Annotated in this window: 17 protein-coding genes; 4 read left to right on the top strand and 13 right to left on the bottom strand. The window is 71.1% G+C overall.

What is annotated here, in order from left to right:
* Positions 1-68 precede the first annotated feature (68 nt).
* The 5 genes from carB to pyrR are packed head-to-tail and all read right to left on the bottom strand — an operon-like array spanning position 69 to position 7,314.
* Positions 69-3,404: a carbamoyl-phosphate synthase large subunit gene (carB, locus tag IF12_RS0108050; RefSeq protein WP_030156652.1), complete on the bottom strand. Its 3,336-nt coding sequence runs from the start codon at positions 3,402-3,404 to the stop codon at positions 69-71.
* Positions 3,397-4,530, bottom strand: a complete 1,134-nt coding sequence (gene carA, locus IF12_RS0108045) for a glutamine-hydrolyzing carbamoyl-phosphate synthase small subunit (protein ID WP_030156650.1) — start codon at positions 4,528-4,530, stop codon at positions 3,397-3,399. The genes carB and carA overlap by 8 nt, the downstream gene beginning before the upstream one ends.
* The gene (locus IF12_RS0108040; RefSeq protein WP_030156649.1) at positions 4,527-5,822 is read right to left on the bottom strand and encodes a dihydroorotase; all 1,296 of its coding nucleotides are present in this window, start codon (positions 5,820-5,822) and stop codon (positions 4,527-4,529) included. The genes carA and IF12_RS0108040 overlap by 4 nt, the downstream gene beginning before the upstream one ends.
* Positions 5,819-6,739, bottom strand: a complete 921-nt coding sequence (locus tag IF12_RS0108035) for an aspartate carbamoyltransferase catalytic subunit (protein ID WP_030156647.1) — start codon at positions 6,737-6,739, stop codon at positions 5,819-5,821. The genes IF12_RS0108040 and IF12_RS0108035 overlap by 4 nt, the downstream gene beginning before the upstream one ends.
* Positions 6,736-7,314 carry a bifunctional pyr operon transcriptional regulator/uracil phosphoribosyltransferase PyrR gene (gene pyrR, locus IF12_RS0108030; RefSeq protein ID WP_030156645.1) on the bottom strand — a complete coding sequence of 193 codons (579 nt, stop codon included), beginning with the start codon at positions 7,312-7,314 and terminating at the stop codon, positions 6,736-6,738. The genes IF12_RS0108035 and pyrR overlap by 4 nt, the downstream gene beginning before the upstream one ends.
* Positions 7,315-7,585: 271 nt before the next feature.
* On the opposite strand from pyrR, the gene IF12_RS0108025 reads away from it, so the two are divergent.
* Complete coding sequence (locus IF12_RS0108025) at positions 7,586-8,083, top strand: transcriptional regulator (RefSeq protein ID WP_030156643.1); 498 nt, start codon at positions 7,586-7,588, stop codon at positions 8,081-8,083.
* Between the two features lie 190 nt (positions 8,084-8,273).
* On the opposite strand, the gene nusB is transcribed toward IF12_RS0108025, so the two are convergent.
* From nusB to IF12_RS0108005, 4 genes are all read right to left on the bottom strand, one after another.
* Positions 8,274-8,777, bottom strand: a complete 504-nt coding sequence (nusB, locus tag IF12_RS0108020) for a transcription antitermination factor NusB (protein ID WP_051704119.1) — start codon at positions 8,775-8,777, stop codon at positions 8,274-8,276.
* Between the two features lie 2 nt (positions 8,778-8,779).
* Positions 8,780-9,337 carry an elongation factor P gene (gene efp, locus IF12_RS0108015; RefSeq protein ID WP_030156639.1) on the bottom strand — a complete coding sequence of 186 codons (558 nt, stop codon included), beginning with the start codon at positions 9,335-9,337 and terminating at the stop codon, positions 8,780-8,782.
* 137 nt (positions 9,338-9,474) lie between these two features.
* Complete coding sequence (locus IF12_RS0108010) at positions 9,475-11,022, bottom strand: YfcC family protein (protein WP_030156637.1); 1,548 nt, start codon at positions 11,020-11,022, stop codon at positions 9,475-9,477.
* Positions 11,019-12,326, bottom strand: a complete 1,308-nt coding sequence (locus IF12_RS0108005) for a M20/M25/M40 family metallo-hydrolase (protein ID WP_030156635.1) — start codon at positions 12,324-12,326, stop codon at positions 11,019-11,021. The genes IF12_RS0108010 and IF12_RS0108005 overlap by 4 nt, the downstream gene beginning before the upstream one ends.
* 215 nt (positions 12,327-12,541) lie before the next feature.
* Between IF12_RS0108005 and IF12_RS0108000 the strand changes: the two genes are divergently transcribed.
* Positions 12,542-13,852 carry an amidohydrolase family protein gene (locus IF12_RS0108000; RefSeq protein ID WP_030156633.1) on the top strand — a complete coding sequence of 437 codons (1,311 nt, stop codon included), beginning with the start codon at positions 12,542-12,544 and terminating at the stop codon, positions 13,850-13,852.
* 13 nt (positions 13,853-13,865) lie between these two features.
* Here the strand turns inward: IF12_RS0108000 and aroQ are convergent, their stop codons facing one another.
* The 3 genes from aroQ to aroC form a co-directional block, all read right to left on the bottom strand.
* Positions 13,866-14,303, bottom strand: a complete 438-nt coding sequence (aroQ, locus tag IF12_RS0107995; RefSeq protein WP_030156631.1) for a type II 3-dehydroquinate dehydratase — start codon at positions 14,301-14,303, stop codon at positions 13,866-13,868.
* Positions 14,300-15,856, bottom strand: a complete 1,557-nt coding sequence (gene aroB / locus IF12_RS0107990; RefSeq protein WP_030156629.1) for a 3-dehydroquinate synthase — start codon at positions 15,854-15,856, stop codon at positions 14,300-14,302. Before aroB ends, aroQ begins: the two co-directional genes overlap by 4 nt.
* A 64-nt stretch (positions 15,857-15,920) precedes the next feature.
* Positions 15,921-17,099, bottom strand: coding sequence for a chorismate synthase (aroC, locus tag IF12_RS0107985; RefSeq protein WP_030156627.1), 1,179 nt, complete (start codon positions 17,097-17,099; stop codon positions 15,921-15,923).
* Positions 17,100-17,447: 348 nt separating this feature from the next.
* Here aroC and IF12_RS0107980 point away from each other — a divergent pair, with 348 nt between their 5' ends.
* Together IF12_RS0107980 and IF12_RS0107975 are read left to right on the top strand one after the other, a co-directional pair.
* On the top strand, positions 17,448-18,431 hold the full coding sequence (locus IF12_RS0107980) for a LacI family DNA-binding transcriptional regulator (RefSeq protein ID WP_030156625.1): 984 nt from the start codon (positions 17,448-17,450) through the stop codon (positions 18,429-18,431).
* 139 nt (positions 18,432-18,570) lie between these two features.
* Positions 18,571-21,183 (top strand): glycoside hydrolase family 9 protein, encoded by a 2,613-nt coding sequence (locus tag IF12_RS0107975; protein ID WP_166659589.1) that lies wholly within the window; start codon positions 18,571-18,573, stop codon positions 21,181-21,183.
* Between the two features lie 114 nt (positions 21,184-21,297).
* Here IF12_RS0107975 and IF12_RS0107970 read toward each other — a convergent pair whose 3' ends face one another.
* Complete coding sequence (locus tag IF12_RS0107970) at positions 21,298-21,696, bottom strand: hypothetical protein (protein ID WP_133884283.1); 399 nt, start codon at positions 21,694-21,696, stop codon at positions 21,298-21,300.
* Positions 21,697-21,807: the final 111 nt, after the last annotated feature.

Raw genomic sequence — 21,807 nt, 5'->3', positions numbered from 1 at the left:
CTGTATACGTCAGTCCACCGGGCGGGCGGCACGGGCACCGGGCCCGCCCGGTGGGTCGGTCTCGGCGGTCAGGCCGCGGCCGTTTCGGCGCCGCGGAGGCGGCGGTGGAGTTCCTGGAGCGAGGCGACGCGGATCTCGCCGCGGGAGGCCGATTCGATCGCCTGGACGGCGGCGGCGGCGCCTTGGATGGTGGTGACGCAGCTGACGTCGGCGACGACGGTGGCCGAGCGGATCTCCCAGCCGTCGGTGCGCGGTCCGGAGGAGGCCGAGGGGGTGGTGATGACCAGGTCGATCTCGCCGGAGGCGATGAGGCTGACGGCGTCTTGGCGGCCTTCTCCCCTGCCGTCGCTGTCGCTGTGGCGGGCGACGGGGGTGAAGTCGATGCCGTGGCGTTTGAGGACCAGGCCGGTGCCTTCGGTGGCGTAGACCGTGAAGCCGAGGTCGACGAGGCGGCGGACGGGGAAGACGATCGAGCGCTTGTCGCGGTCGGCGACGGAGACGAAGATCTTCCCGGAGGTGGGGAGTTTGCCGTAGACGGCGAGGGTGGCCTTGGCGAAGGCGAGGCCGAAGGTGGCGTCGATGCCCATGACCTCGCCGGTGGACTTCATCTCCGGGCCGAGGACGGCGTCGATGCCCGATCCCTCGACGGTGCGGAAGCGCTTGAAGGGCAGGAGGACCTCCTTGACGCTGATGGGGTCGTCGGGTCCGGCGTCGGAGCCGTCGCCTTCGGGCAGGAGCATCCCTTCGGCGCGCAGTTCGGCGATGGTCGCGCCGAGGGCGATGCGGGCGGCGGCCTTGGCGAGCGGGACGGCGGTGGCCTTGGAGACGAAGGGGACGGTGCGGGAGGCGCGCGGGTTGGCCTCGAGGACGTAGAGCTGCTCGTCCTTGAGGGCGTATTGGACGTTCATGAGGCCGCGGACGCCGATGCCGAAGGCGAGTTTGGCGGTGTAGTCGCGGATCTGCTCGATGACGGCGGCGCCGAGGGTGATGGGCGGCAGGGCGCAGGAGGAGTCGCCGGAGTGGACGCCGGCCTCCTCGATGTGCTCCATGATGCCGCCGAGGTAGAACTCGGTGCCGTCGCAGAGGCAGTCGACGTCGATCTCGACGGCGTCGTCGAGGAAGCGGTCGATGAGGACGGGGTGCTCGGGGCTGGCCTCGGTGGCGCGGGAGATGTATCCGGCGAGGGTGTCCTCGTCGTAGACGATCTCCATGCCGCGGCCGCCGAGGACGTAGGAGGGCCGCACGAGCACGGGGTAGCCGATCTGGTCGGCGACGGCGCGGGCCTCCTCGTAGGAGGTGGCGGTGCCGCCGGCGGGGGCGACGAGGCCGAGTTCGTCGAGGAGGCGTCCGAAGACGCCGCGGTCCTCGGCGTTGTCGATGGCCTTGGGGCTGGTGCCGACGATGGGGAGCCCGGCCTGTTCGAGGCGTTCGGCGAGGCCGAGGGGGGTCTGGCCGCCGAGTTGGACGACGACGCCGATGACGCCGGGGCCGCCGGCGGCCTTGCCGGTGGTGTCCTCGGCGTGGAAGACCTCGGTGACGTCCTCGAAGGTGAGCGGTTCGAAGTAGAGCCGGTCGGCGGTGTCGTAGTCGGTGGAGACGGTCTCGGGGTTGCAGTTGACCATGATGGTCTCGTAGCCGACCGCGCGCAGGGCCTGGACGGCGTGGACGCAGGAGTAGTCGAACTCGATGCCCTGGCCGATGCGGTTGGGCCCGGAGCCGAGGATCATGACCTTGGGGCGGTCGGAGGGCGCGACCTCGGTCTCGTCCTCGTAGGTGGAGTAGTGGTAGGGGGTGTGGGCCTCGAACTCGGCGGCGCAGGTGTCGACGGTCTTGAAGACCGGGCGCAGGCCGAGGCGGTGGCGCAGGCGCCGGACGCCGGCCTCGCCGGCGAGTTCGGGGCGCAGGGCCGCGATCTGGGCGTCGGAGCATCCGGCGCGCTTGGCGCGGCGCAGGAGGGCCGCGTCGACGACGGCGGCGGCCTCGATCTCGTCGCGCAGGTCGATGAGCTGGGCGACCTGGTCGAGGAACCACGGGTCGATCTTGCAGGCCTCGTGGACTTCGGCGACGGAGGCGCCCAGGCGCAGGGCCCGCTCGGCGGTGTAGAGGGTGCCGTCGTGGGCGGTGCGGAGGGCTTCGAGGGTGTTCTCGAGGGTGGCGCCCTCGGGGTCGGGGCGGGTCCAGAACCCGGCGGCCTTGGTCTCGGTGGAGCGCAGGGCCTTCTGGAGGGCCTGCTGGAAGGTGCGGCCGAGGCTCATGGCCTCGCCGACGGACTTCATGGTGGTGGTCAGGGTGGGGTCGGCGCCGGGGAACTTCTCGAAGGTGAAGCGCGGGACCTTGACGACGACGTAGTCCAGGGCGGGCTCGAACGCGGCGGGCGTGGCCTTGGTGATGTCGTTGGGGATCTCGTCGAGGGTGTAGCCGATGGCGAGCTTGGCGGCGATCTTGGCGATCGGGAAGCCGGTGGCCTTGGAGGCGAGGGCGGAGGAGCGGGAGACGCGCGGGTTCATCTCGATGACGATGATGCGCCCGGTCTCGGGGTCGATGGCGAACTGGATGTTGCAGCCGCCGGTGTCGACGCCGACCTCGCGCAGGACGGCGATGCCGATGTCGCGCAGGTGCTGGTACTCGCGGTCGGTGAGGGTCATCGAGGGGGCGACGGTTACCGAGTCGCCGGTGTGGACGCCCATGGGGTCGACGTTCTCGATGGAGCAGACCACGACGACGTTGTCATTGCGGTCGCGCATGAGTTCGAGTTCGTACTCCTTCCAGCCGAGCACGGACTCCTCGATGAGGACTTCGGTGGTCGGGGACTCGGCGAGGCCGCCTCCGGCGATGCGGTCGACGTCCTCCCAGGTGTGGGCCATGCCCGAGCCGAGGCCGCCCATGGTGAAGGAGGGGCGGATGACCACGGGCAGGCCGAGCTCCTTGACGGTGGCCCGGACCTCGTCCATGGTGTGGCAGACCGCGGAGGCGGGGACTTCGCCGCCGGCCTTGAGGACGACCTGCTTGAACTGCTGGCGGTCCTCGCCGCGCTGGATGGCGTCCATGTCGGCGCCGATGAGTTCGACGCCGTGCTTCTCGAGGATGCCGGCCTCGTGGAGGGCGACGGCGGCGTTGAGGGCGGTCTGGCCGCCGAGGGTCGGCAGGAGCGCGTCGGGCTTCTCCTTGGCGATGACCTGCTCGATGACCTCGGTGGTGATCGGCTCGACGTAGGTGGCGTCGGCGAACTCGGGGTCGGTCATGATGGTGGCGGGGTTGGAGTTGACGAGGGTGACGCGCAGGCCCTCCTCGCGCAGGACCCGGCAGGCCTGGGTGCCGGAGTAGTCGAATTCGCAGGCCTGGCCGATCTGGATGGGGCCGGACCCGATGACCAGGACGTGCTTGAGGTCTTCGCGCTTAGGCATTGGTGTTGGCCCCTTCGGTCTTCTCGATCAGCTCGATCAGGCGGTCGAACAGGTAGTCGGCGTCGTGCGGCCCGCCGGCGGCCTCGGGGTGGTACTGCACGGAGTAGGCGGGCACGTCGAGGCAGGTGAGGCCTTCGACGACGTCGTCGTTGAGGCAGACGTGGCTGACTTGGACGCGGCCGAACTCGGTGTCGAAGAACTCGCCCGATTCGGGGGCGGCCAGGGCGAACCCGTGGTTGTGGGCGGTGACCTCGACCTTGCCGGTGTGGCGGTCGAGCACGGGCTGGTTGATGCCGCGGTGGCCGTATTTGAGCTTGTAGGTGCCCAGGCCGAGGGCGCGTCCGAGGATCTGGTTGCCGAAGCAGATGCCGAAGACGGGTACGCCGCGGCGCAGGAGTTCGCGGGTGAGGGCGATCTGGTGGTCGGCGGTGGCGGGGTCGCCGGGGCCGTTGGAGAGGAAGACCGCGTCGGGTCCGGCCGCGAGGAGGTCCTCGACGGTGGCGTGCGCGGGGTGGACGGTGGTGGTGACGCCGCGTTCGGCGAGGCGGCGCGGGGTGTTGCGCTTGATGCCGAGGTCGAGCGCGGCGACGGTGTACTTCGCGGCGCCCTTGGCCTCGTAGGTGTAGGGCTCGGCGGTGGTGACGGCGCCGACGTGGTTGGCGCCGGCCATCTGCGGCGAGGCGAGGACCTTGGCGAGCAGTTCCTCGGCGTCGGTGGTGCGCGAGGAGATGCCGACGCGCATGGCGCCGGACTCGCGCAGGTGGCGGGTGAGCGCGCGGGTGTCGACCTCGCAGATGCCGACGACGCCCTGGGCGGCGAGTTCGTCCTCGAGGCCGCGCTTGGCGCGCCAGTTGGAGGCCGTGCGGGAGGGCTCGCGCACGACGTAGCCGGAGACCCAGATGCGGCGGGACTCGTCGTCCTCGTCGTTCCAGCCGGTGTTGCCGATCTGCGGGGCGGTCTGGGCGACGACCTGCCCGTAGTAGGACGGGTCGGTGAGGGTCTCCTGGTAGCCGGTCATGCCGGTGTTGAAGACGGCCTCGCCGAAGGTCTCGCCGACCGAGCCGAAGGCCTCGCCGCGGAAGACGCGGCCGTCCTCGAGAACGAGGATCGCTGGTGCTCGACTCATTGGATCTCCTCTGCGATGGTGCCGTTCAGCACGGTGGCGCGTCCGCGGAGGAACGTCGCCTGGACGGTGACCGGGAGCTTCCTCCCGGCGTAGGGGGTGTTGCGCGACAGGGACGCGAGTCCTTCGGGGACGACGGTCCAGGACGCGGCGGGGTCGACGAGGGTGAAGTTGGCCTCGGCGCCCGGCTGCGGGTCGCGGCCGTGGGCTTCGAGTCCGGCGATGCGGGCGGGGGTGCGGGAGGTCCGCTCGGCGAGCAGGTCCCAGTCCACGTCGTCGGGTCCGCCGAGGGCGAGGACGGCGATGGACAGCGCGGTCTCCAGGCCGAGCATCCCGGGGCGCGCGGCGGCCCATTCGCAGTCCTTGTCCTGCGGGGCGTGCGGGGCGTGGTCGGTGGCGACGGCGTCGATGACGCCTTCGGCGAGCGCGGCGCGCAGGACGGCGACGTCGGCGTCGCGCCGCAGCGGCGGGTTGACCTTGTAGACGGGGTCGTAGGTGCGGGCGGCCTCGTCGGTGAGCAGCAGGTGGTGGGGGCAGACCTCGGCGGTGACCTGCGCGCCGCGGGCCTTGGCCTCGCGGATGATGTCGACCGAGCGGGCGGTGGAGACGTGGCAGAAGTGGACGCGCGCGCCGGTGTACTCGGCGAGGAGCACGTCGCGGGCGATGATGGCCTCTTCGGCGACCGAGGGCCAGCCGGGCAGGCCGAGTTCGGCCGAGACGGGGCCCTCGTTCATCTGGGCGCCTTCGGTCAGGCGCGGCTCCTCGGCGTGCTGGGCGATGAGGCCGCCGAAGGTCTTGACGTATTCGAGGGCGCGCCGCATGAGGACCGGGTCGGACACGCAGTGGCCGTCGTCGGAGAAGACGCGGACGTTCGCCGCCGACCCGGCCATGGCGCCGATCTCGGCGAGCTGCTTGCCTTCGAGGCCGATCGAGACGGCGCCGATGGGCTGGACGTCGGCGTAGCCGGCGGCCTTGCCGAGGGCCGCGACCTGCTCGACGACGCCGGCGGTGTCGGCGACGGGGTAGGAGTTCGCCATGGCGCACACGGCGGTGTAGCCGCCCTTGGCGGCGGCGCGGGTGCCGGAGCGGACGGTCTCGGCGTCCTCGCGGCCGGGTTCGCGCAGGTGGGTGTGGAGGTCGACGAGGCCGGGCAGGAGCACCAGGCCGTCGGCGTCGACGACTTCGGCTCCAGCGGCGGTCAGCGAGCCGATCTCGGCGACGCGGCCGTCGCGGATGAGGACGTCCCGGCGTCCCTTGCCGACGAGGTCGGCCCCTTTGATCAGTCTGTCGGTCATCGCGCTTCACCGTTCGTCAGCAGGAGGTACAGGACGGCCATGCGGACCCAGACGCCGTTGGTCACCTGCTCGGTGATGGTGGCGCGGGGCGAGTCGGCGACGGTCGCGGCGATCTCCATGCCGCGGTTCATCGGGCCGGGGTGCATGACGATCGCGTGGTCGGGCAGGAGGGCCAGGCGGCGCTCGTCGAGGCCGTAGAGGCGGGCGTACTCGTTCGCGGTCGGGAAGAACGCGGCGTTCTGGCGTTCGCGCTGGACGCGGAGCATCATGACCGCGTCGGCGCCCTTGAGGCTCGCGTCGAGGTCGTAGCCGATCTCCACGGGCCAGTCGTCGATGCCCTTGGGCAGCAGGGTGGGCGGTCCGACCAGGCGCACGTTCGCGCCGAGTTTGGACAGCAGCCAGATGTTGGAGCGGGCCACGCGCGAGTGGAGGATGTCGCCGACGATGGCGACGGTGCGCCCCTCGATGCCGCCGAGGCGGCGCTTCATCGTGTAGGCGTCGAGGAGGGCCTGCGTGGGGTGGGCGTGGGTGCCGTCCCCGGCGTTGAGGACCGCGCCGTCGAGCCATTCGGTGAGCCGCTGCGGGGCCCCGGCCGCGGGGTGGCGGATGACCACCGCGTCGGCGCCCATGGCCTGGAGGGTCAGCGCCGTGTCGCGCAGGCTCTCGCCCTTGTTGATCGAGCTGGTCTTGGCCGCGAAGTTCACGACGTCGGCGCTGAGGCGCTTGGCGGCGGTCTCGAAGGAGGTGCGGGTGCGCGTGGAGTCCTCGTAGAAGAGGTTCACGACGGTGCGCCCGCGCAGCGCCGGGAGTTTGGGGACCTCGCGCCCGGTGACGGCGTCGGCCATCTGCCCGGAGAGGTCGAGGATGAGCTCGGCCTCCTCGCGGGTGAGCTCCTTGGTGGTGAGCAGGTGTCTCATCGCTCCCGGCCTCCGGTCAGGACCACCGCGTCGAACCCGTCGTACTCCGTCAGGCGCACGGCCACGTTCTCGTCGCGGGCGGTGGGGATGTTCTTGCCGACGTAGTCGGCGCGGATGGGCAGCTCGCGGTGGCCGCGGTCGACCAGGATGGCGAGCTGGACGCTGGCGGGGCGGCCGAGGTCGTGGACGGCGTTGAGCGCGGCGCGCACGGTCCGCCCGGAGTAGAGCACGTCGTCGACGAGGATGACCCGCTGGTCGTCGACGCCGCCGGCGGGCAGCTCGGTCGGGCCGAGCGCCCGCAGCGCGTTGCGGCGCAGGTCGTCGCGGTAGAGGGTGATGTCGAGGGTGCCGGCCGGGACGTCGATGTCGGCGAAGCGGCGGATGCGCTCGGCGAGGCGCCCGGCGAGGGCGACCCCGCGGGTGGGGATGCCCAGGAGCATCGTGTCGGGGGCGCCCTTGGTCTTCTCGAGGATCTGGTGCGCGATGCGGTCGAGGATGCGGCCGATGTCGTCGACGGCGAGGATGTGCTTGCCCGAGGGGTCGTCCTCGTGCTGCCTGAGGGCAGGGGAAACCACGCGAACCTCCTTCTCCGCCTCACTGGACGGTCTGTTAAAGAACGGTTTCGTCGGGGGCCAGCATACGTCGCCGGTGACGGAGCGTAAAGGCCGATCCCAAACGCGCCGCGTCGATACGGGTCTCGATGACGGATTTAGTAAGGTTTGCACGGCGGTTGCGAGGGGTTCACGCGACGAAGAACACTGTTTGGGGGCACCCCAACGGCCGATGGTCACCGACCGTAGTCAACAATAGGATTCCTCTCATACCGAAATAGGAGTTGATCCCAGCATGGCGACATCTGACTACGCCAAGGCGCTCGGCAACCGGCTGCGGGACATCCGCATGCAGCAGGGCCTGTCGCTCCAAGGCGTCGAGGACAAGTCCGGCGGCAAGTGGAAGGCCGTCGTCATCGGTTCCTACGAGCGGGGCGACCGGTCGATCACCGTCAGCCGCCTCGCGGAGTTGGCCGACTTCTACCGGATCCCCGTCTCGGAGCTGCTCCCCGAGGGCGTCCCGCTCCCGGTCGAGCAGGCCGAGAAGATCGTCCTCAACCTCGAGGCGCTCTACGACCACCCCGACTCGGACCTGGAGCACGTGGCGAAGCTCGCCCGGTCGATCCAGCAGCGTCGCGGCGACTACAACGGCCGGATCCTCTCGATCCGCGCCGACGACCTCTACACGCTCGCGGTGGTCTACTCGACCACGCCGTCGGGCCTCATCGAGAAGCTCGAGGACTTCGGCGTCCTCGTGCACGACCTCCAGGCCTTCTTCGCCTCGGAGGAGTAGGCCCGAGGGGCCGTGAGCGGCCGGGTCTCGACAGCGCTTCCCACTGCCGAGGCGAGGCCGCCCTCACGACCCTCGCGGAACTGTACGTCGAACGGCCGGGCCTTGGATCGGAAGGCTTGGCCGTTCTCCGTTCGCGCAGCAACGCGAAGCGGCCGTGCCTCTCCAGGCACGGCCGCTTCGCGTTCGCTCGTCAGTCCCGGTCCTCGTCGATGACGACCTGGTTCCAGCCGGGCACGTCGTCGTCGGGTTTCGGGGCGGACTTGGCCGCCGCGTCGAGGACGGCGTTGACGAACGAGGTGTCGTCGGAGGAGCCGATCTGCTCGGCGACCCGCAGCGCCTCCTTGATGGCGACGGGCGTGTCCACGTCGGCGACGTGGCGGATCTCGTAGAGGCCCACCCGCAGCACGTTCCGGTCCACCGCGGGCAGCCGCTCGACCGACCAGCCCGAGGCGGCGCGGCCGATGAGGTCGTCGAGTTCGTCCAGGTGCGTGGCCACGCCGCGCACGAGCTGCTCCGAATAGGCCGGCAGGCGCGGCGCCTCGGGATCGGCGAACGCGCGGTCGGCGCGCTCGACGAGCACCTTCGAGGGCTCGATGTCGCGGCTCTCGGCCTCGTACAGAATCTCGACGGCCCGCATCCGCCACTTGGTGCGGGCGGTGAGCCGGTCGGGTCCGCTGCGCTGCTGGTTCGCCACGCCTATGCCCGCGAGAGGTATTTGCCGTCGCGGGTGTCGACCTTGATCTTCTCGCCGTTGTCGATGAACAGCGGCACCAGCACCTGCGCGCCGGTCTCGACCGTGGCGGGCTTGGTGCCGCCCGAGGAGCGGTCGCCCTGGAGGCCCGGCTCGGTGTAGGTGATGACCAGCTCGACCGAGGCGGGGAGCTCCACGTACAGGGCCTTGCCGTCGTGCCAGGCGACGGTCACGTCGGAGTTCTCCAGCATGAACTTGGCCGCGTCGCCGACCAGGGCGGGGCCGAGCGGGAACTGCTCGTAGGTCTCCATGTCCATGAACACGAAGTCCTCGCCCTCTTTGTAGAGGTACTGCATGTTGCGGCGGTCGACGTTGGCCGTCTCGACCTTGGTGCCGGCGTTGAAGGTCTTGTCGACGATCTTCCCCGACGGGATCTGCTTGAGGGTGGTGCGCACGAACGCCGGGCCCTTACCGGGCTTGACGTGCTGGAACTCCTGCACCTGCCAGAGCTGGCCCTCCAGGTTGAGCACCAGGCCGTTCTTGAGATCGTTCGTGGATGCCACGGGCGTCCGTCTCTTTCGGTAGAGGTATCTGTCTTAACCGACCGTCAATGGTAGCGGGCGGGCCCGCAGGTCAGCGTTCCGCCCGCCGCCGCTGTGGCCGACGGCGCAGCCCCTCCCCCGATCGGACGGGCCCCGTTTCAGGAGACGACCGCCCCGAGCACGAGGAATCCGCAGATGAGGACGAACAGCAGGCCCAGCAGCGGGCCCACGAAGCGCAGGTAGCGGTCGTAGCGGACCTTCGCCAGCGCGAGGCCGCCCATGACGACGGCGGTGGTCGGCGCGATGAGGTTCATCCAGCCGCTGGCCGACTGCCAGGCGGTGATGACCAGCGAGCGCGGGATGCCGGCGAAGTCGGCGAGCGGGGCCATGATCGGCATGGCGAGCGTGGCGTGGCCCGAGGTCGAGGGGATGAGAAAGGCCAGCGGGATGTTCACGACGAACACGGCGACGGCGAAGACGCCCGAGGAGGTCCCGGAGACCACGCCTTCGAGGGAGTGCAGGACCGTGTCGGTGATGTGGGCGTTGTTCATGATGACGGTGATGCCGCGGGCGAGGACGATGACGAGTCCGGCGCCGACGAAGTCGCCGAAGCCGGCGACGATCTTGCCGGTCACGCCCTCCTCGCCGAGGCCGCCGACGACGCCGGTGATGACGGCGGCGACGAGGAACATGGCGGTGAGCTCGGGGAAGTACCAGTCGAGCTGCCAGGGGTAGGAGTCGGCGTCGGGGCCTTCGATGACCGAGGCCCAGGGGATGATCGCGAAGATCATGAACAGGAACGTGAAGGCGACGAACCAGAGGGCGAACTGCTGGCGGCCGGTGAGCGGGTCGGGCACGGGCGCTTCGGAGGCGGCGGCTTCGCGGTCGCCTCGCTGCCAGCCGGAGAGGGACTTCGACGGGTCGGCCTTGACGCGGCGGGCGTACCAGAGGACGTAGAGGATCGTGACGCCGGTGAGGACGACGAGCATGGCCAGGCGCAGGCCGATGCCGTCGCCGATGGCGACGCCCGCGGCCGAGGAGGCGGTGCCGGTCGCGAAGGGGTTGACCGTGGAGCACAGGACGCCGACGCCGGCGCCGAGGATGATGGCGCCGACGGCGGTCATGCGGTCGTAGCCGAGGGCGAGGGTGAGCGGCACGATGAGGGCGTAGAAGCCGAGGGTCTCCTCGGCGAAGCCCTCGACGGTGCCGGCGATCGCGAAGACGACCATGATGCCGATGATGAGGAGGATGCCGCGGTCGCGCAGGCGGTGGGCGAGGCGGCCGATGCCGCGGTCGAGGGCGCCGGTGGCGAAGGTGACGGTGATGAACGCGCCGACGGCGAGGACGAAGAGGAACACCGAGACGGCGCCGTAGAGGTCGCCGGTGTTGCCGGGGGCGACCAGGCCGGTGGCGGGGTCCTGGATGCCGTAGAGGCCGTTGACCGGGGAGACGAACAGGTCGTAGAGGCGGTCGCCGAAGGACTGGTCGCCGTCGATCTGGGCGTAGGAGCCCTGGACGGGTCGACCGTCGTCGTCGAGGTCGTACTGTCCGGGCGGGATGACGAAGGTCAGGATCCACACCGCGAGGGTGACGACGGCGAGGACGGTGTAGGCGGTGGGGAACTTCCACTGCTTGACGGTGGGCTCCTCCGCCGCGTCCTCGGCCTGGGCCTCGGCGGTGGGGTTGTCGTCGGTGGGGGCGTTCATTTCCCGGCCTCCTTGGCGTACTCGTCGAAGAAGCGGGCTTCGGCGAGGACGGTCTTCTCGATCTCGTCGATGAGGACGCGTTCGTTGGGGCCGTGGAGGCCGCATTCGCCGTCCTCGGCGCCGAACATGAGGATCTCGGCGTCCGGTTGGGCCTTGGCGAGGGCGTTGACGAGCGGGATCGAGCCGCCGGAGGCCATCTCGGCGACCTCGGCGCCCCAGGCGGAGGCCATGGACCGCTGCATGGCGCGGTAGGCGGGGCCGCCGAGGCGTGCGGCGTAGCCGGCTCCGGCGTCGCCGCCGGTGACCTTGAGTTCGTTGCCGAAGGGCCGCAGGGCTTCGAGGTGTCGGATGACGGCCGCCTGGCCTTCCTTGACGTCCTGTTCGGGGTGGACGCGGACGTTGAGGTAGGCGCGGGCGTAGGGCACGACCGCGGAGGCGGCGGTGTCGACGGCGGGCGCGTCGAGGCCGATCACGGTGATGGCGGGGCCGTGCCAGAGGCGTTCGCCGATGGGCCCGGTGCCGAGTTGGGCGGTGCCGGGGAGCATCCCGGTGATCCGGGAGAACTCCTCCGGGGAGTAGGCGGTGCCGTCCCAGGCGTCGCGGCGCAGGCCCGGGACGGCCACGTCGCCTTCGGCGTCGTGGAGCGAGCCGAGCGCGGCGATGAGGGTGAGGAGGGCGTCGGGGGCGGCGCCGCCGAACTCTCCGGAGTGGACGGGCCGCTTGAGGGTGCGGACCTCGACGAAGACGTCGGCGGCGCCGCGGAGGGCGACGGTGAGGGTGGGCAAGCCGGGCCGGACGTTGCCCATGTCGCAGATGAGCATGGCGTCGGCGGCGAAGCGGTCGGGGTCGGTGGGCGGGTAGTCGTCGAAGGCCGAGCCGTATTCCTCCTGGCCTTCGAAGACGATGCGGACGCCGACGGGCGGCCTGCCGCCGTGGGCGCGGATCGCGCCGATGTGGGCGATGAGGTTGGCCTTGCAGTCGGCGGCGCCCCTGCCGTAGATCGCGCCGTCCTTGCGGGTGGGGGTGAACGGGGGCGTGTCCCAGGCGCTCTCGTCGCCGGGCGGCTGGACGTCGTAGTGGCCGTACAGGAGCACGGTGGGCGCGCCGGGCGGGGCGGGGATCTCGCCGGTGATGACCGGCGAGGTGTCGGGCAGTTCGAGCGCGGCGACGTTGCGGACCCCGGCGTCGCGCAGGAGGTCGGCGACGTGGTCGTGGGCCTCGGCGACGCGCTCGCGCGGGTAGTTCGGGAAGGCGATGGACGGGATGGCGACGAGGCGTTCGAGTTCGTCGCACAGCCGCGGCATCAGCGCGGCGACGGTGTCTTTGAGTTCCACTCGGACATTCGATCACCGCCGTACCAGGGAGGGCGGGGGTTTGCCGAATTCCACCGTGCACGCGTTCGCGCTCCGAAGTGGGCGCTTCGGGGCTCGCCATGCCGACCCGATGACGCTATATTGACATGAATAGATGCCTTGGTGACGTCCGCGCAGCGCCGTCGCCGCTCCTTGAGGAGGCGCCCATGCCGCCCGTCGCCCGCCGCACCCTGCTCGCCTCCGGCGCCGTCGCCGCCGCGGCGCCGCTGCTCGCCTCCTGCGCCGAAGAGGAACCGCCGACGCTGGTCGACCGCCACGACTACGGCTCGGCGGGCGGGGACGTCCTGGTCACCGACGTGGTGGTCTTCGACGGCGAGCGGTTCACCGAGCACGACGCCGTGGCCGTGCGCGGCGGGCTCGTCGACGAGGTCGGCAGCGGCCTCGCGGCCGAGGACCTGCCGGTGTTCGAAGGCGGGGGCCGGGTCCTCATCCCGGGCCTCATCGACGCCCACGCGCACCAGTCGGGCTGGAACGCGCGCGGTGGTCTGCGGTTCGGGATCACGGCGATGCTCGACATGTACGGCGGGATCGACACCCGCCTCGACGGGCGGGCCGACCTCGGCGAGCACCGGTATGCCGATGTCTGGTGGGCCGGTTGGGGACTCACCGTCCCCGGAGGCCACCCGACGCAGTGGTTCCCGGACGCGCCGACGGTCGCGGTCACCGCGGAGGTCGAGGGATTCGTGGCCGACCGCGTGTCCGAGGGGTCGGACTTCTTGAAGATCGTGGTGCAGCGCAGAGACTTCGCTTCGACGTTGAGCCAGGGCGAGGCGAGCGCGGGCGTCGAGGCGGCGCACGCGCACGGGATGCTCGCCGTCGCCCACGCCGGCGGGTGGGACGACGCCCTCGTGGCCGCGAAGGCGGGCGCGGACGTGCTCGTGCACCTGCCGGTCGGTGAGAAACCGGACCCGGAGGCGCTCGACCTGCTCGCCGAGCGCGGCACGCCGGTGGTGGCCACGCTGACGGTGACCTCGGGCGCGCGGTGCGAGCACGATGCGGGTGTGTTCCTGGAGGATCCCGCCATCGCCGACCGGCTCGACAAGTACCAGCGGGCCGAGGCGGACCGCTATCCCGACGCCTGCGACCGGCGCGACCACGACTGGTGGCGCGAGGCGTCCGAGGCGTCGTTCCAGGCGGTCCGCAACGCCGGGCTGCCGCTCTTGATCGGCACCGACAGCGGCAACGCGCCGGTCGTGACCGGGGTGAGCGTGTTCCACGAGCTGGAGCTGTTCGCCGAGCGCGGCGTCCCGGTGGAGGCGGCGCTGGCCGGGGCCACGTCGCTGACGGCGGACGCGTTCGGGCTCGGCGAGAGGGGCCGGATCGCCCCGGGCAAGCGCGGGGACCTGGTGCTGCTGGAGGCATCGTCGCCTGAAGCGGTCATCGGGACCTACGGGATCGCGGCGGTGTGGAAGAACGGCCACGCGGTGGACCTGGAGGTCCCGGAGGCGGCGCGGTGAGCAGTCGGCGCGATCAGTGCTCGGCGAGGTGGCGCAGGGCCGCGACGTAGCCGCCGGAGCCGAGCCCGGCGATGACCCCGACGGCGTGGGCCGAGACGTACGAGTGGTGGCGGAACGCCTCGCGCCGATGGACGTTCGAGAGGTGGACCTCGATGAGCGGGGCCGTGAGCTGCGCGCACGCGTCGCCGACCGCCACCGAGGTGTGGGTCCAGGCGGCGGCGTTGAGGACCACGGGAAAATCGCCGTCGGCGGCCTCGTGGAGCCACTCCAGGAGTTCGCCTTCATGGTTGGTCTGGCGGAAGTCCACGTCGAGGCCGAGTTCGGCGCCGGTCTTCACGCAGAGCGCCTCAAGGTCGGCGAGGGTCTGGGAGCCGTAGATCGCGGGCTCGCGCTTGCCGAGCCGGTTGAGGTTGGGGCCGTTCAGCACCAGGACCTTCGAGGCGTCGCTCATGCCGTCAGCCTCTCATACGCCTCGCGCTGCTGCTCGGGAGTCACGTCGTCCACGACCACGGGCTTCGCCAGCGCGTCGAGGAGCACGAACCGCTGGGTCGCGCCGACGTTCTTCTTGTCGATCTTCATGACCGCCGAGAGCTCGTCCCACAGGCCCGCCTCGTAGGTCGTGGGCAGGCCGAGGGCTTCGAGCACCGCCTTCGTGCGCTCGACCAGGTCGGCGCGGCCGGTGATCGCGCCGAGGTGGGCGGCGTAGACCATGCCGACGGCGACGGCGTCGCCGTGGCGCCAGCGGTACTGCTCGCGCTTCTCGACGGCGTGGGCGAAGGTGTGCCCGTAGTTGAGGACGGCCCGCAGGCCCCCTTCTTTGAGGTCGGAGGCGACGACGTCGGCCTTCATGGCGATGGCGCGTTCGACGAGTTCGGCGAGCACGGGGTTGGCGGCGTCCAGCGCGGCTTCGGGGTCGGCCTCAATGAGGTCGAGGATCACCGGGTCGGCGATGAATCCGGCCTTGACGACCTCGGCGAGGCCCGCGGCGAGGTCGCGCCTGGGGAGGGTCGCGAAGTTGTCGAGGTCGACCAGGACCGCGCGGGGCGGGTGGAAGGCGCCGACGAGGTTCTTCCCGGCGGCGGTGTTCACACCGGTCTTGCCGCCGACGGCGGCGTCGACCGCGCCGAGCAGCGAGGTGGGGACGTGGACGACGGCGACGCCGCGCAGCCAGCAGGCGGCGACGAACCCGGCGAGGTCGGTCACCGCTCCCCCGCCGACGCCGACGACGAGGTCGGTGCGGGTGAAGCCTTCGGCGCCGAGCGCCTCCCAGCACTGCTCGGCGACGGCGACGGTCTTGCCGTCCTCGGCGTCGGGCAGTTCCATGAGGGTCGCCTCGACCCCTTCGGGCAGGAGCGATCCGACGCGTTCGGCGAGGGCGGCGGTGCTGGCGGTGTGGAGGACGGCGACGCGGGCGGCCTTGCCGAGGTATTCGGGCAGGCGGTCGACGGTGCCGCGTCCGATGAGGACGTCGTAGGGGGCCTCGGCGTCGCCGACCACGACGGTGCGCACGGCCAGGCGGGAGGCGATCTCCTCGGTCAACTCGCTCACTTCCCTTGCGGTGGTGTCGATCTCGATGTCGGCGACCTCGCGGTAGAGCGGCAGGCGCTCGTCCATGAGCCGGCGGAGCTGGGCGCGCGGGTTGACCTGGAGGAGCGGGCGGCCGCGGTCGAGTTCGGTGCGCTTGACCGCTTCGGCGAGGTCCACGCGGAGGTGGACGACGGTGACGCCGGCGAGGATCTTGCGGGTCTCCTCGGCCATGACGGCCCCGCCGCCGAGGGCCAGGACGCCGTCGTGCTCGTCCACGGCGCGGCGGACCGCTTCGCGTTCGAGCGCGCGGAAGCGGTCCTCGCCCTCGTCCACGAAGAGGTCCGGGATGGACTTGCCCGCGGCGGCGGCGATGTCGGCGTCGGTGTCGCGGAAGGGCGCGCCGCGGGCCTCGGCGAGGGCGCGGCCGATCGTGGTCTTGCCCGAGCCGGGGGGCCCGACGATGACGACCAGACTCATCAGTTTCACTCCGGTTCGATGGCGGGCCCGGCGGGCGCGATCGCCCGCCGGGTGGGAAGCCGGGCTACTTCACCCGCAGGTTCTCGACGTAGTGCTCGAAGTTGCGGCGCGATTCGCCGATGGAGTCGCCGCCGAACTTCTCCAGGGCGGCTTCGGCGAGGACGTAGGCGACCATGTGCTCGGCGACGACGGCCCCGGCTGGGACGGCGCAGACGTCGGAGCGCTGGTTGATGGCCTCGGTGGCCTCGCCGGTGACGGTGTCGATGGTGCGCAGCGGGCGGGTGAGCGAGGAGATGGGCTTGAGCATGGCCGAGACGCGCAGCGGCTGGCCGGTGGTGATGCCGCCTTCGAGGCCGCCGGCGCGGTCTGTGAGGCGTTCGACGCCGTCGGGTCCGGGCACGATCTCGTCGTGGGCCGAGGAGCCGCGGACGGCGGCCTGCATGAGGCCGTCGCCGATCTCGACGGCCTTGACCGACTGGATCGACATGAGCGCGGTGGCGAGGCGGGCGTCGAGCTTGCGGTCCCACTGGACGTGGGAGCCGAGGCCGGGCGGGAGGTGGTAGGCGAGGACCTCGACGACGCCGCCGAGGGTGTCGGCGTCCTTCTTGGCGGCGTCGACTTCGGCGACCATGCGGGCCGAGGCCTCGGGGTCCATGCAGCGCAGCGGGTCGGCGTCCACGGCGGCGGCGTCGGCGGGGGTGGGCACGAGGCCGTCCTTGGCGCGGACGGGGCCGAGGGCCTTGACGTGGGAGACGATGTCGATGCCGAAGGCCTGCTTGAGGAAGGCCTTGGCGGCGGTGCCGCCGGCGACGCGCGCGGCGGTCTCGCGGGCGGAGGCGCGCTCGAGGATCGGGCGGGCGTCGTCGTGGTCGTACTTCTGCATCCCGGCGAGGTCGGCGTGGCCGGGGCGGGGGCGGGTGAGGGGGGCGTTGCGGGCGATCCCGGCGAGTTCGTCGGGGTCGACCGGGTCGGCGGCCATGACCGTCTCCCACTTGGGCCACTCGGAGTTGCCGATGCGGACGGCGACGGGCGAGCCGAGGGTGCGGCCGTGGCGGACGCCGCCGATGAAGTTGACGACGTCGGCCTCGAACTTCATGCGGGCGCCGCGGCCGTAGCCGAGGCGCCTGCGGGCGAGTTCGGCGGCCACGGCTTCGGTGGTCAGCTCAATGCCGGCGGGCAGGCCGTCGAGCGTGACCACGAGTTCGGGCCCGTGTGATTCTCCAGCAGTCATCCATCGCAACACGCCGTCAAGTCTGCCACTGGGACGGGTGTGATTCGGCACCTGGTGGACGTGGTGTCCCAGCGTTTGGGCCGCGGCGCCCGCAGCGGGCCGCGGGGCCGCAGCCGTGAGGGCCGCAAAGGCGGCTTCGAAGCCGCTGGGGCGCTTGGAATCGGGTGATTGATCACGATTCGCGGGGACGCTCCGACAGGGCGCGGCCGGTTAGACTCGGTCGATCGTGTTCGCAGGTCAGGCAATGGATAGTGCAAATTTCAAGGAAGCTCCAACGGAAAGGACGACGGTGCGATGAGTCCCCGACGCGCACGGAGATCCGCAGACCGCTCCCCGGCACCGCGGTCGCGCAAACCGACGATGGCGGACGTGGCGGCCGAGGTCGGCGTCTCGCGGGCGCTGGTGTCGCTGGTGTTCCGCGGCCAGCCCGGGGCGAGCCCGGAGACGCGCGAGCGGGTCTTCGCGGCGGCCTCGCGGCTGGGGTACAAGCCCGACATGGCCGCGCGGCTGCTCGCGCGCGGGCGCAGCAAGGTGCTGGGGGTGCTGTTCACGGCGCGGAACCCCTACCACGTGGACCTCGTGGAGGCGATCTACCCGGCGGCCGAGGAGCTCGGCTACGACCTGGTGCTCAGCGCGGCGGTGCCGACGCGGGACGAGCACAAGGCGATCGAGGCGCTGATCGGGCACCGCAGCGAGGCGCTGCTGCTGTGCGGGCCGACGATCCCGGACGAGGCGGTGCGGTCGCTGGGAGCGCGGCTGCCGACGGTGCTGATCGGGCGCCAGGTCAAGGACGCCGGGGTGGACGCGGTGACCTCGTACGATCGCCCGGGCGCCCGCGAGGTGATCGATTACCTTGTGGAGCTTGGGCATCGGGACATCGTGCACGTCGACGGGGGGAACAAGCCCGGCGGACCGGAGCGGCGGCGGGCCTACCGGGACGCGATGCGCTCCCACGGCCTGGAGGACCGGATGCGGATCCTGCCGGGCAACCACTTCGAAGAAGGCGGCGTCGAGGCGGCGCAGTTGCTCTTGAAAGAGGAGAATCCGCTGCCCACGGCCGTGTTCGCGGCGAACGACCTGTGCGCGATCGGGGTGCTCGACGTGCTCACGCGGGCGGGGGTGAAGGTCCCCGAGCAGGTCTCGATCGTCGGCTACGACGACAGCCACGTCGCGGGTCTGAGCCATATCGATCTGACGACGGTGCGCCAGGACGTGCCGCGTCTGGCGCAGTCGGCGGTGGCCGCCGCGGACGAGCAGCTGCGGGGCGAAAGGGAGTCGGGCGCGATACTCAAACTGGAGTCCAAGCTGGTCGTGAGGGGTACGAGCGGTCCGCCCTCGCGGTGAGTCCGCCGATTCCGGTGCGCGGGAGGGGCACTGCGAAGGGGTGTCGAACGGGAAATCGAAAAGACTTATTGACATTCATGAATTTCGATGACAAGATGGTCGTGGTATCGCTCCCAAACCCTTGGAGGAGAGCACCCCCATGCCGCGACCAGCTCTATCAAGCGCGATTCGGCCCCTGCGCCGACGTCGCAGCCTCGCGATCGCCACGGCGTCCGCCTTCGCGGTGGGCCTGGCACTCGCCGTGCCGACCGCGATGGCCCAAGACGACGAGGAACCGACCAACCTGGTGGTCAACGGCGACTTCGCCGACGGCGACACCGGCTGGTGGGTCACCGAGAACCTCACCGGCGAAGTGGCCGACGGCGAATGGTGCATCGACGTACCCGGTGACACCTTGAACCCCTGGGACGCCATCGTCGGCCAGGACGACCTGCCGCTGGTCACCGGCGAGTCCTACGAACTCCAGTTCACCGCCCGGGCCTCGACCGAGGTCAGCGTCCGCGCGCTCGTCCAGCAGCCGGTCGACCCGTGGCTGACCGCCCTGGAGGAGTTCCCGGCGTTCACCACCGAGGCGCAGCAGTTCAGCTACGCCTTCACCGCCAGCGCCGACTGGCCGGACGCGCAGCTCGCGTTCCAGATCGGCCGCAACGCCGAGCCCTGGCAGTTCTGTCTCTCGGAGGTGGCCTTGCTCACCGGCGCCGAACCGCCCGTCTACGACCCCGACACCGGCCCGCGCGTGCGGGTCAACCAGGTCGGTTACGTGCTCGACGCCCCCAAGCGGGCCACGCTCGTGACCGAGTCCGAGGAAGCCGTCGCGTGGGAGCTCCACGACGCCGACGGCGCGCTCGTCGCCGAGGGCGAGACGGTCCCGCACGGCCCCGAGTCCACCTCGGGCGAGTCGGTGCACGTCATCGACTTCTCGGGCGTCGACACCGCCGGCGAGGGCTTCACGCTCACCGCCGACGAGGAGACTTCTTACCCGTTCGCGATCGGCGGCACCGAGGCGTACGCCGACCTGGCCGTCGACGCGCTGTCGTTCTACTACCCGCAGCGCTCGGGCATCGCCATCGAGGAGGAGATCGCCCCCGGTTACGGCCGCGAGGCCGGGCACCTGGACGTCGCCCCGAACCTCGGCGACGGCGCGGTCACCTGCTACGGCGGGGCCTGCGACTACACGCTCGACGTGCGCGGCGGCTGGTACGACGCGGGCGACCACGGCAAGTACGTGGTCAACGGCGGCATCTCGGTCGCGCAGCTCCTGTCGATCTACGAGCGGGCGCTCCACGCCCCGACCGGCGACGCCGAGCGGCTCGCGGACGGCACCCTGCGCATCCCCGAGCACGGCGACGGCGTCCCCGACGTCCTCGACGAGGCCCGCTGGGAGCTGGAGTTCCTGCTGTCGATGCAGGTTCCGGCCGGCCAGGAGCTGGCGGGCATGGCCCACCACAAGATCCACGACGAGAACTGGACCGGACTGCCGCTCATGCCGGCCGACGACCCGGAAGAGCGGTTCCTGGAGCCGCCTTCGACGGCGGCGACGCTGAACCTGGCCGCCACCGCGGCCCAGGCCGCGCGGCTGTTCGAGCCGTTCGACGCCGAGTTCGCGGCGCAGGCCCTGGAGGCGGCCGAGACCGCTTACGCGGCGGCGCTGGCCAACCCCGAGGTCTACGCGATCGACCGGGGCGCGGGCGGCGGTCCCTACGGGGACGACGACGTCACCGACGAGTTCTACTGGGCCGCGACGGAGCTGTTCCTGACCACCGGCGAGCAGGCCTACGCCGACGACGTGCTCGCCTCTGAGCACCACGAGGCGGACGTCTTCAGCGACGGCGGCTTCTGGTGGGGCTCGGTCGCGCAGCTCGCGAAGCTCGACCTCGCGCTGGTGCCGAACGAGCTGCCGGGCCGCGACGACGTGATCGCCCAGGTGGTGGCCGGTGCCGACGTGTACCTGGCCGCGCAGGACGCGAGCCCGTGGGACCTCGGCTACGGGGCCGACGGCTTCGAGTGGGGTTCGACGAGCGTGGTGCTCAACCAGCTCGTGGTGGTCGGGGCGGCGTTCGACCTGACCGGCGACACGAGCTACCGCGACGGCGTGTTCTCGGGTCTGGACTACATCCTGGGCCGCAACGCGCTCGGGAACTCGTACGTGACCGGTTACGGCTCGCACTACTCGAAGAACCAGCACAGCCGCTGGTACGCCAACCAGCTCGACCCGAGCCTGCCGAACCCGCCGGCCGGGACGCTCTCGGGCGGTCCGAACTCCGACACCTTCTCGTGGGACCCGGTCGCGCAGCGCTGGCTGACCGGCTGCGCGCCGCAGGCCTGCTACATCGACGACATCGGGTCGTGGGCGACGAACGAGCTGACGATCAACTGGAACGCCTCGCTGTCGCAGGTCGCGAGCTTCGCGGCCGACCAGAGCGGGGTCCCGGAGCCGTCGGCGCCGAACTGCGACGTCCAGTACCTCATCAACGGGCAGTGGGCCACCGGGTTCACCGCGCAGGTGATCGTCACGAACACCGGCGACGCCCCGCTCGACGGGCTGGCGCTGCGGTGGGAGCTTCCCGCCGGGCAGACGGTGACGCAGTTCTGGAGCGCCGACCTGAGCCAGGACGGGCAGATCGTGTCCGTCTCGGCGGTCGGCGGCGGCCACACGCTGCAATCGGGCCGGACGTTCACGTTCGGGTTCATCGGGACGAAGGGCGAGGGCGAGACGGTCGCACCCGCGTCGGTCGTCTGCACGGTGAGTTGAGAAGGGCCCGGCCTCCGGGCCGGGAAGGCTTGATTGGCCGCGACCGGGAAGGGTGAGCCCGGGGACGGCATCGGGGCGGCCACCGCGAGGTGGCCGCCCCGAAGTTCGTCGCCGCTACTCGCTCGCGGCGGCCAGTTCCTCGGACGTCCAGTTGCAGACGTTGTCGACGTCGGAGACGCCGAGCAGGCCCAGGCTCGCGGCGTTGCTCCAGTCCCAGTTCAGCGCGCAGATGTTCGAGGCGACGTTGACGCCGTTCGGGTTCTGGTCCCAACCGTTGCAGAGGTTGGTGACGTCGCTCTTGGCGACGTTGAGCAGGCTGATGACGTCGCCGCTCCAGTTGCCGATGCACAGGTTCGACAGGAAGTTGACGCCGCCGAAGTCGGACGGGTCGTAGCCGGCCCCTTCGGTCGGAGCCGAACCCGCGGCGAAGGCGGGTGCGGCCGCACCCGCGGCCAGGACACCGGCGGCGGCTGCCGCGACGGCGGTTTTGGCGATAAGACGAATCACTGTCACCTCTCAGCGTAGATGTCTCCATGTGACCCATTTGTGCCAGGTCGGCCATGAATATAACGTCGCGTGAGTGTCGAGAAGAGAGAATCAGAAAAACGGTCGTCGGGCCGCTGA

The organism is Glycomyces sp. NRRL B-16210 (genome assembly GCF_000719515.1).
In the GTDB taxonomy this organism is placed as follows: domain Bacteria; phylum Actinomycetota; class Actinomycetes; order Mycobacteriales; family Micromonosporaceae; genus Glycomyces.
The sequence above is the reverse complement of the archived record's forward strand: the minus strand, read 5'-3'. Positions and strand labels throughout refer to the sequence as shown.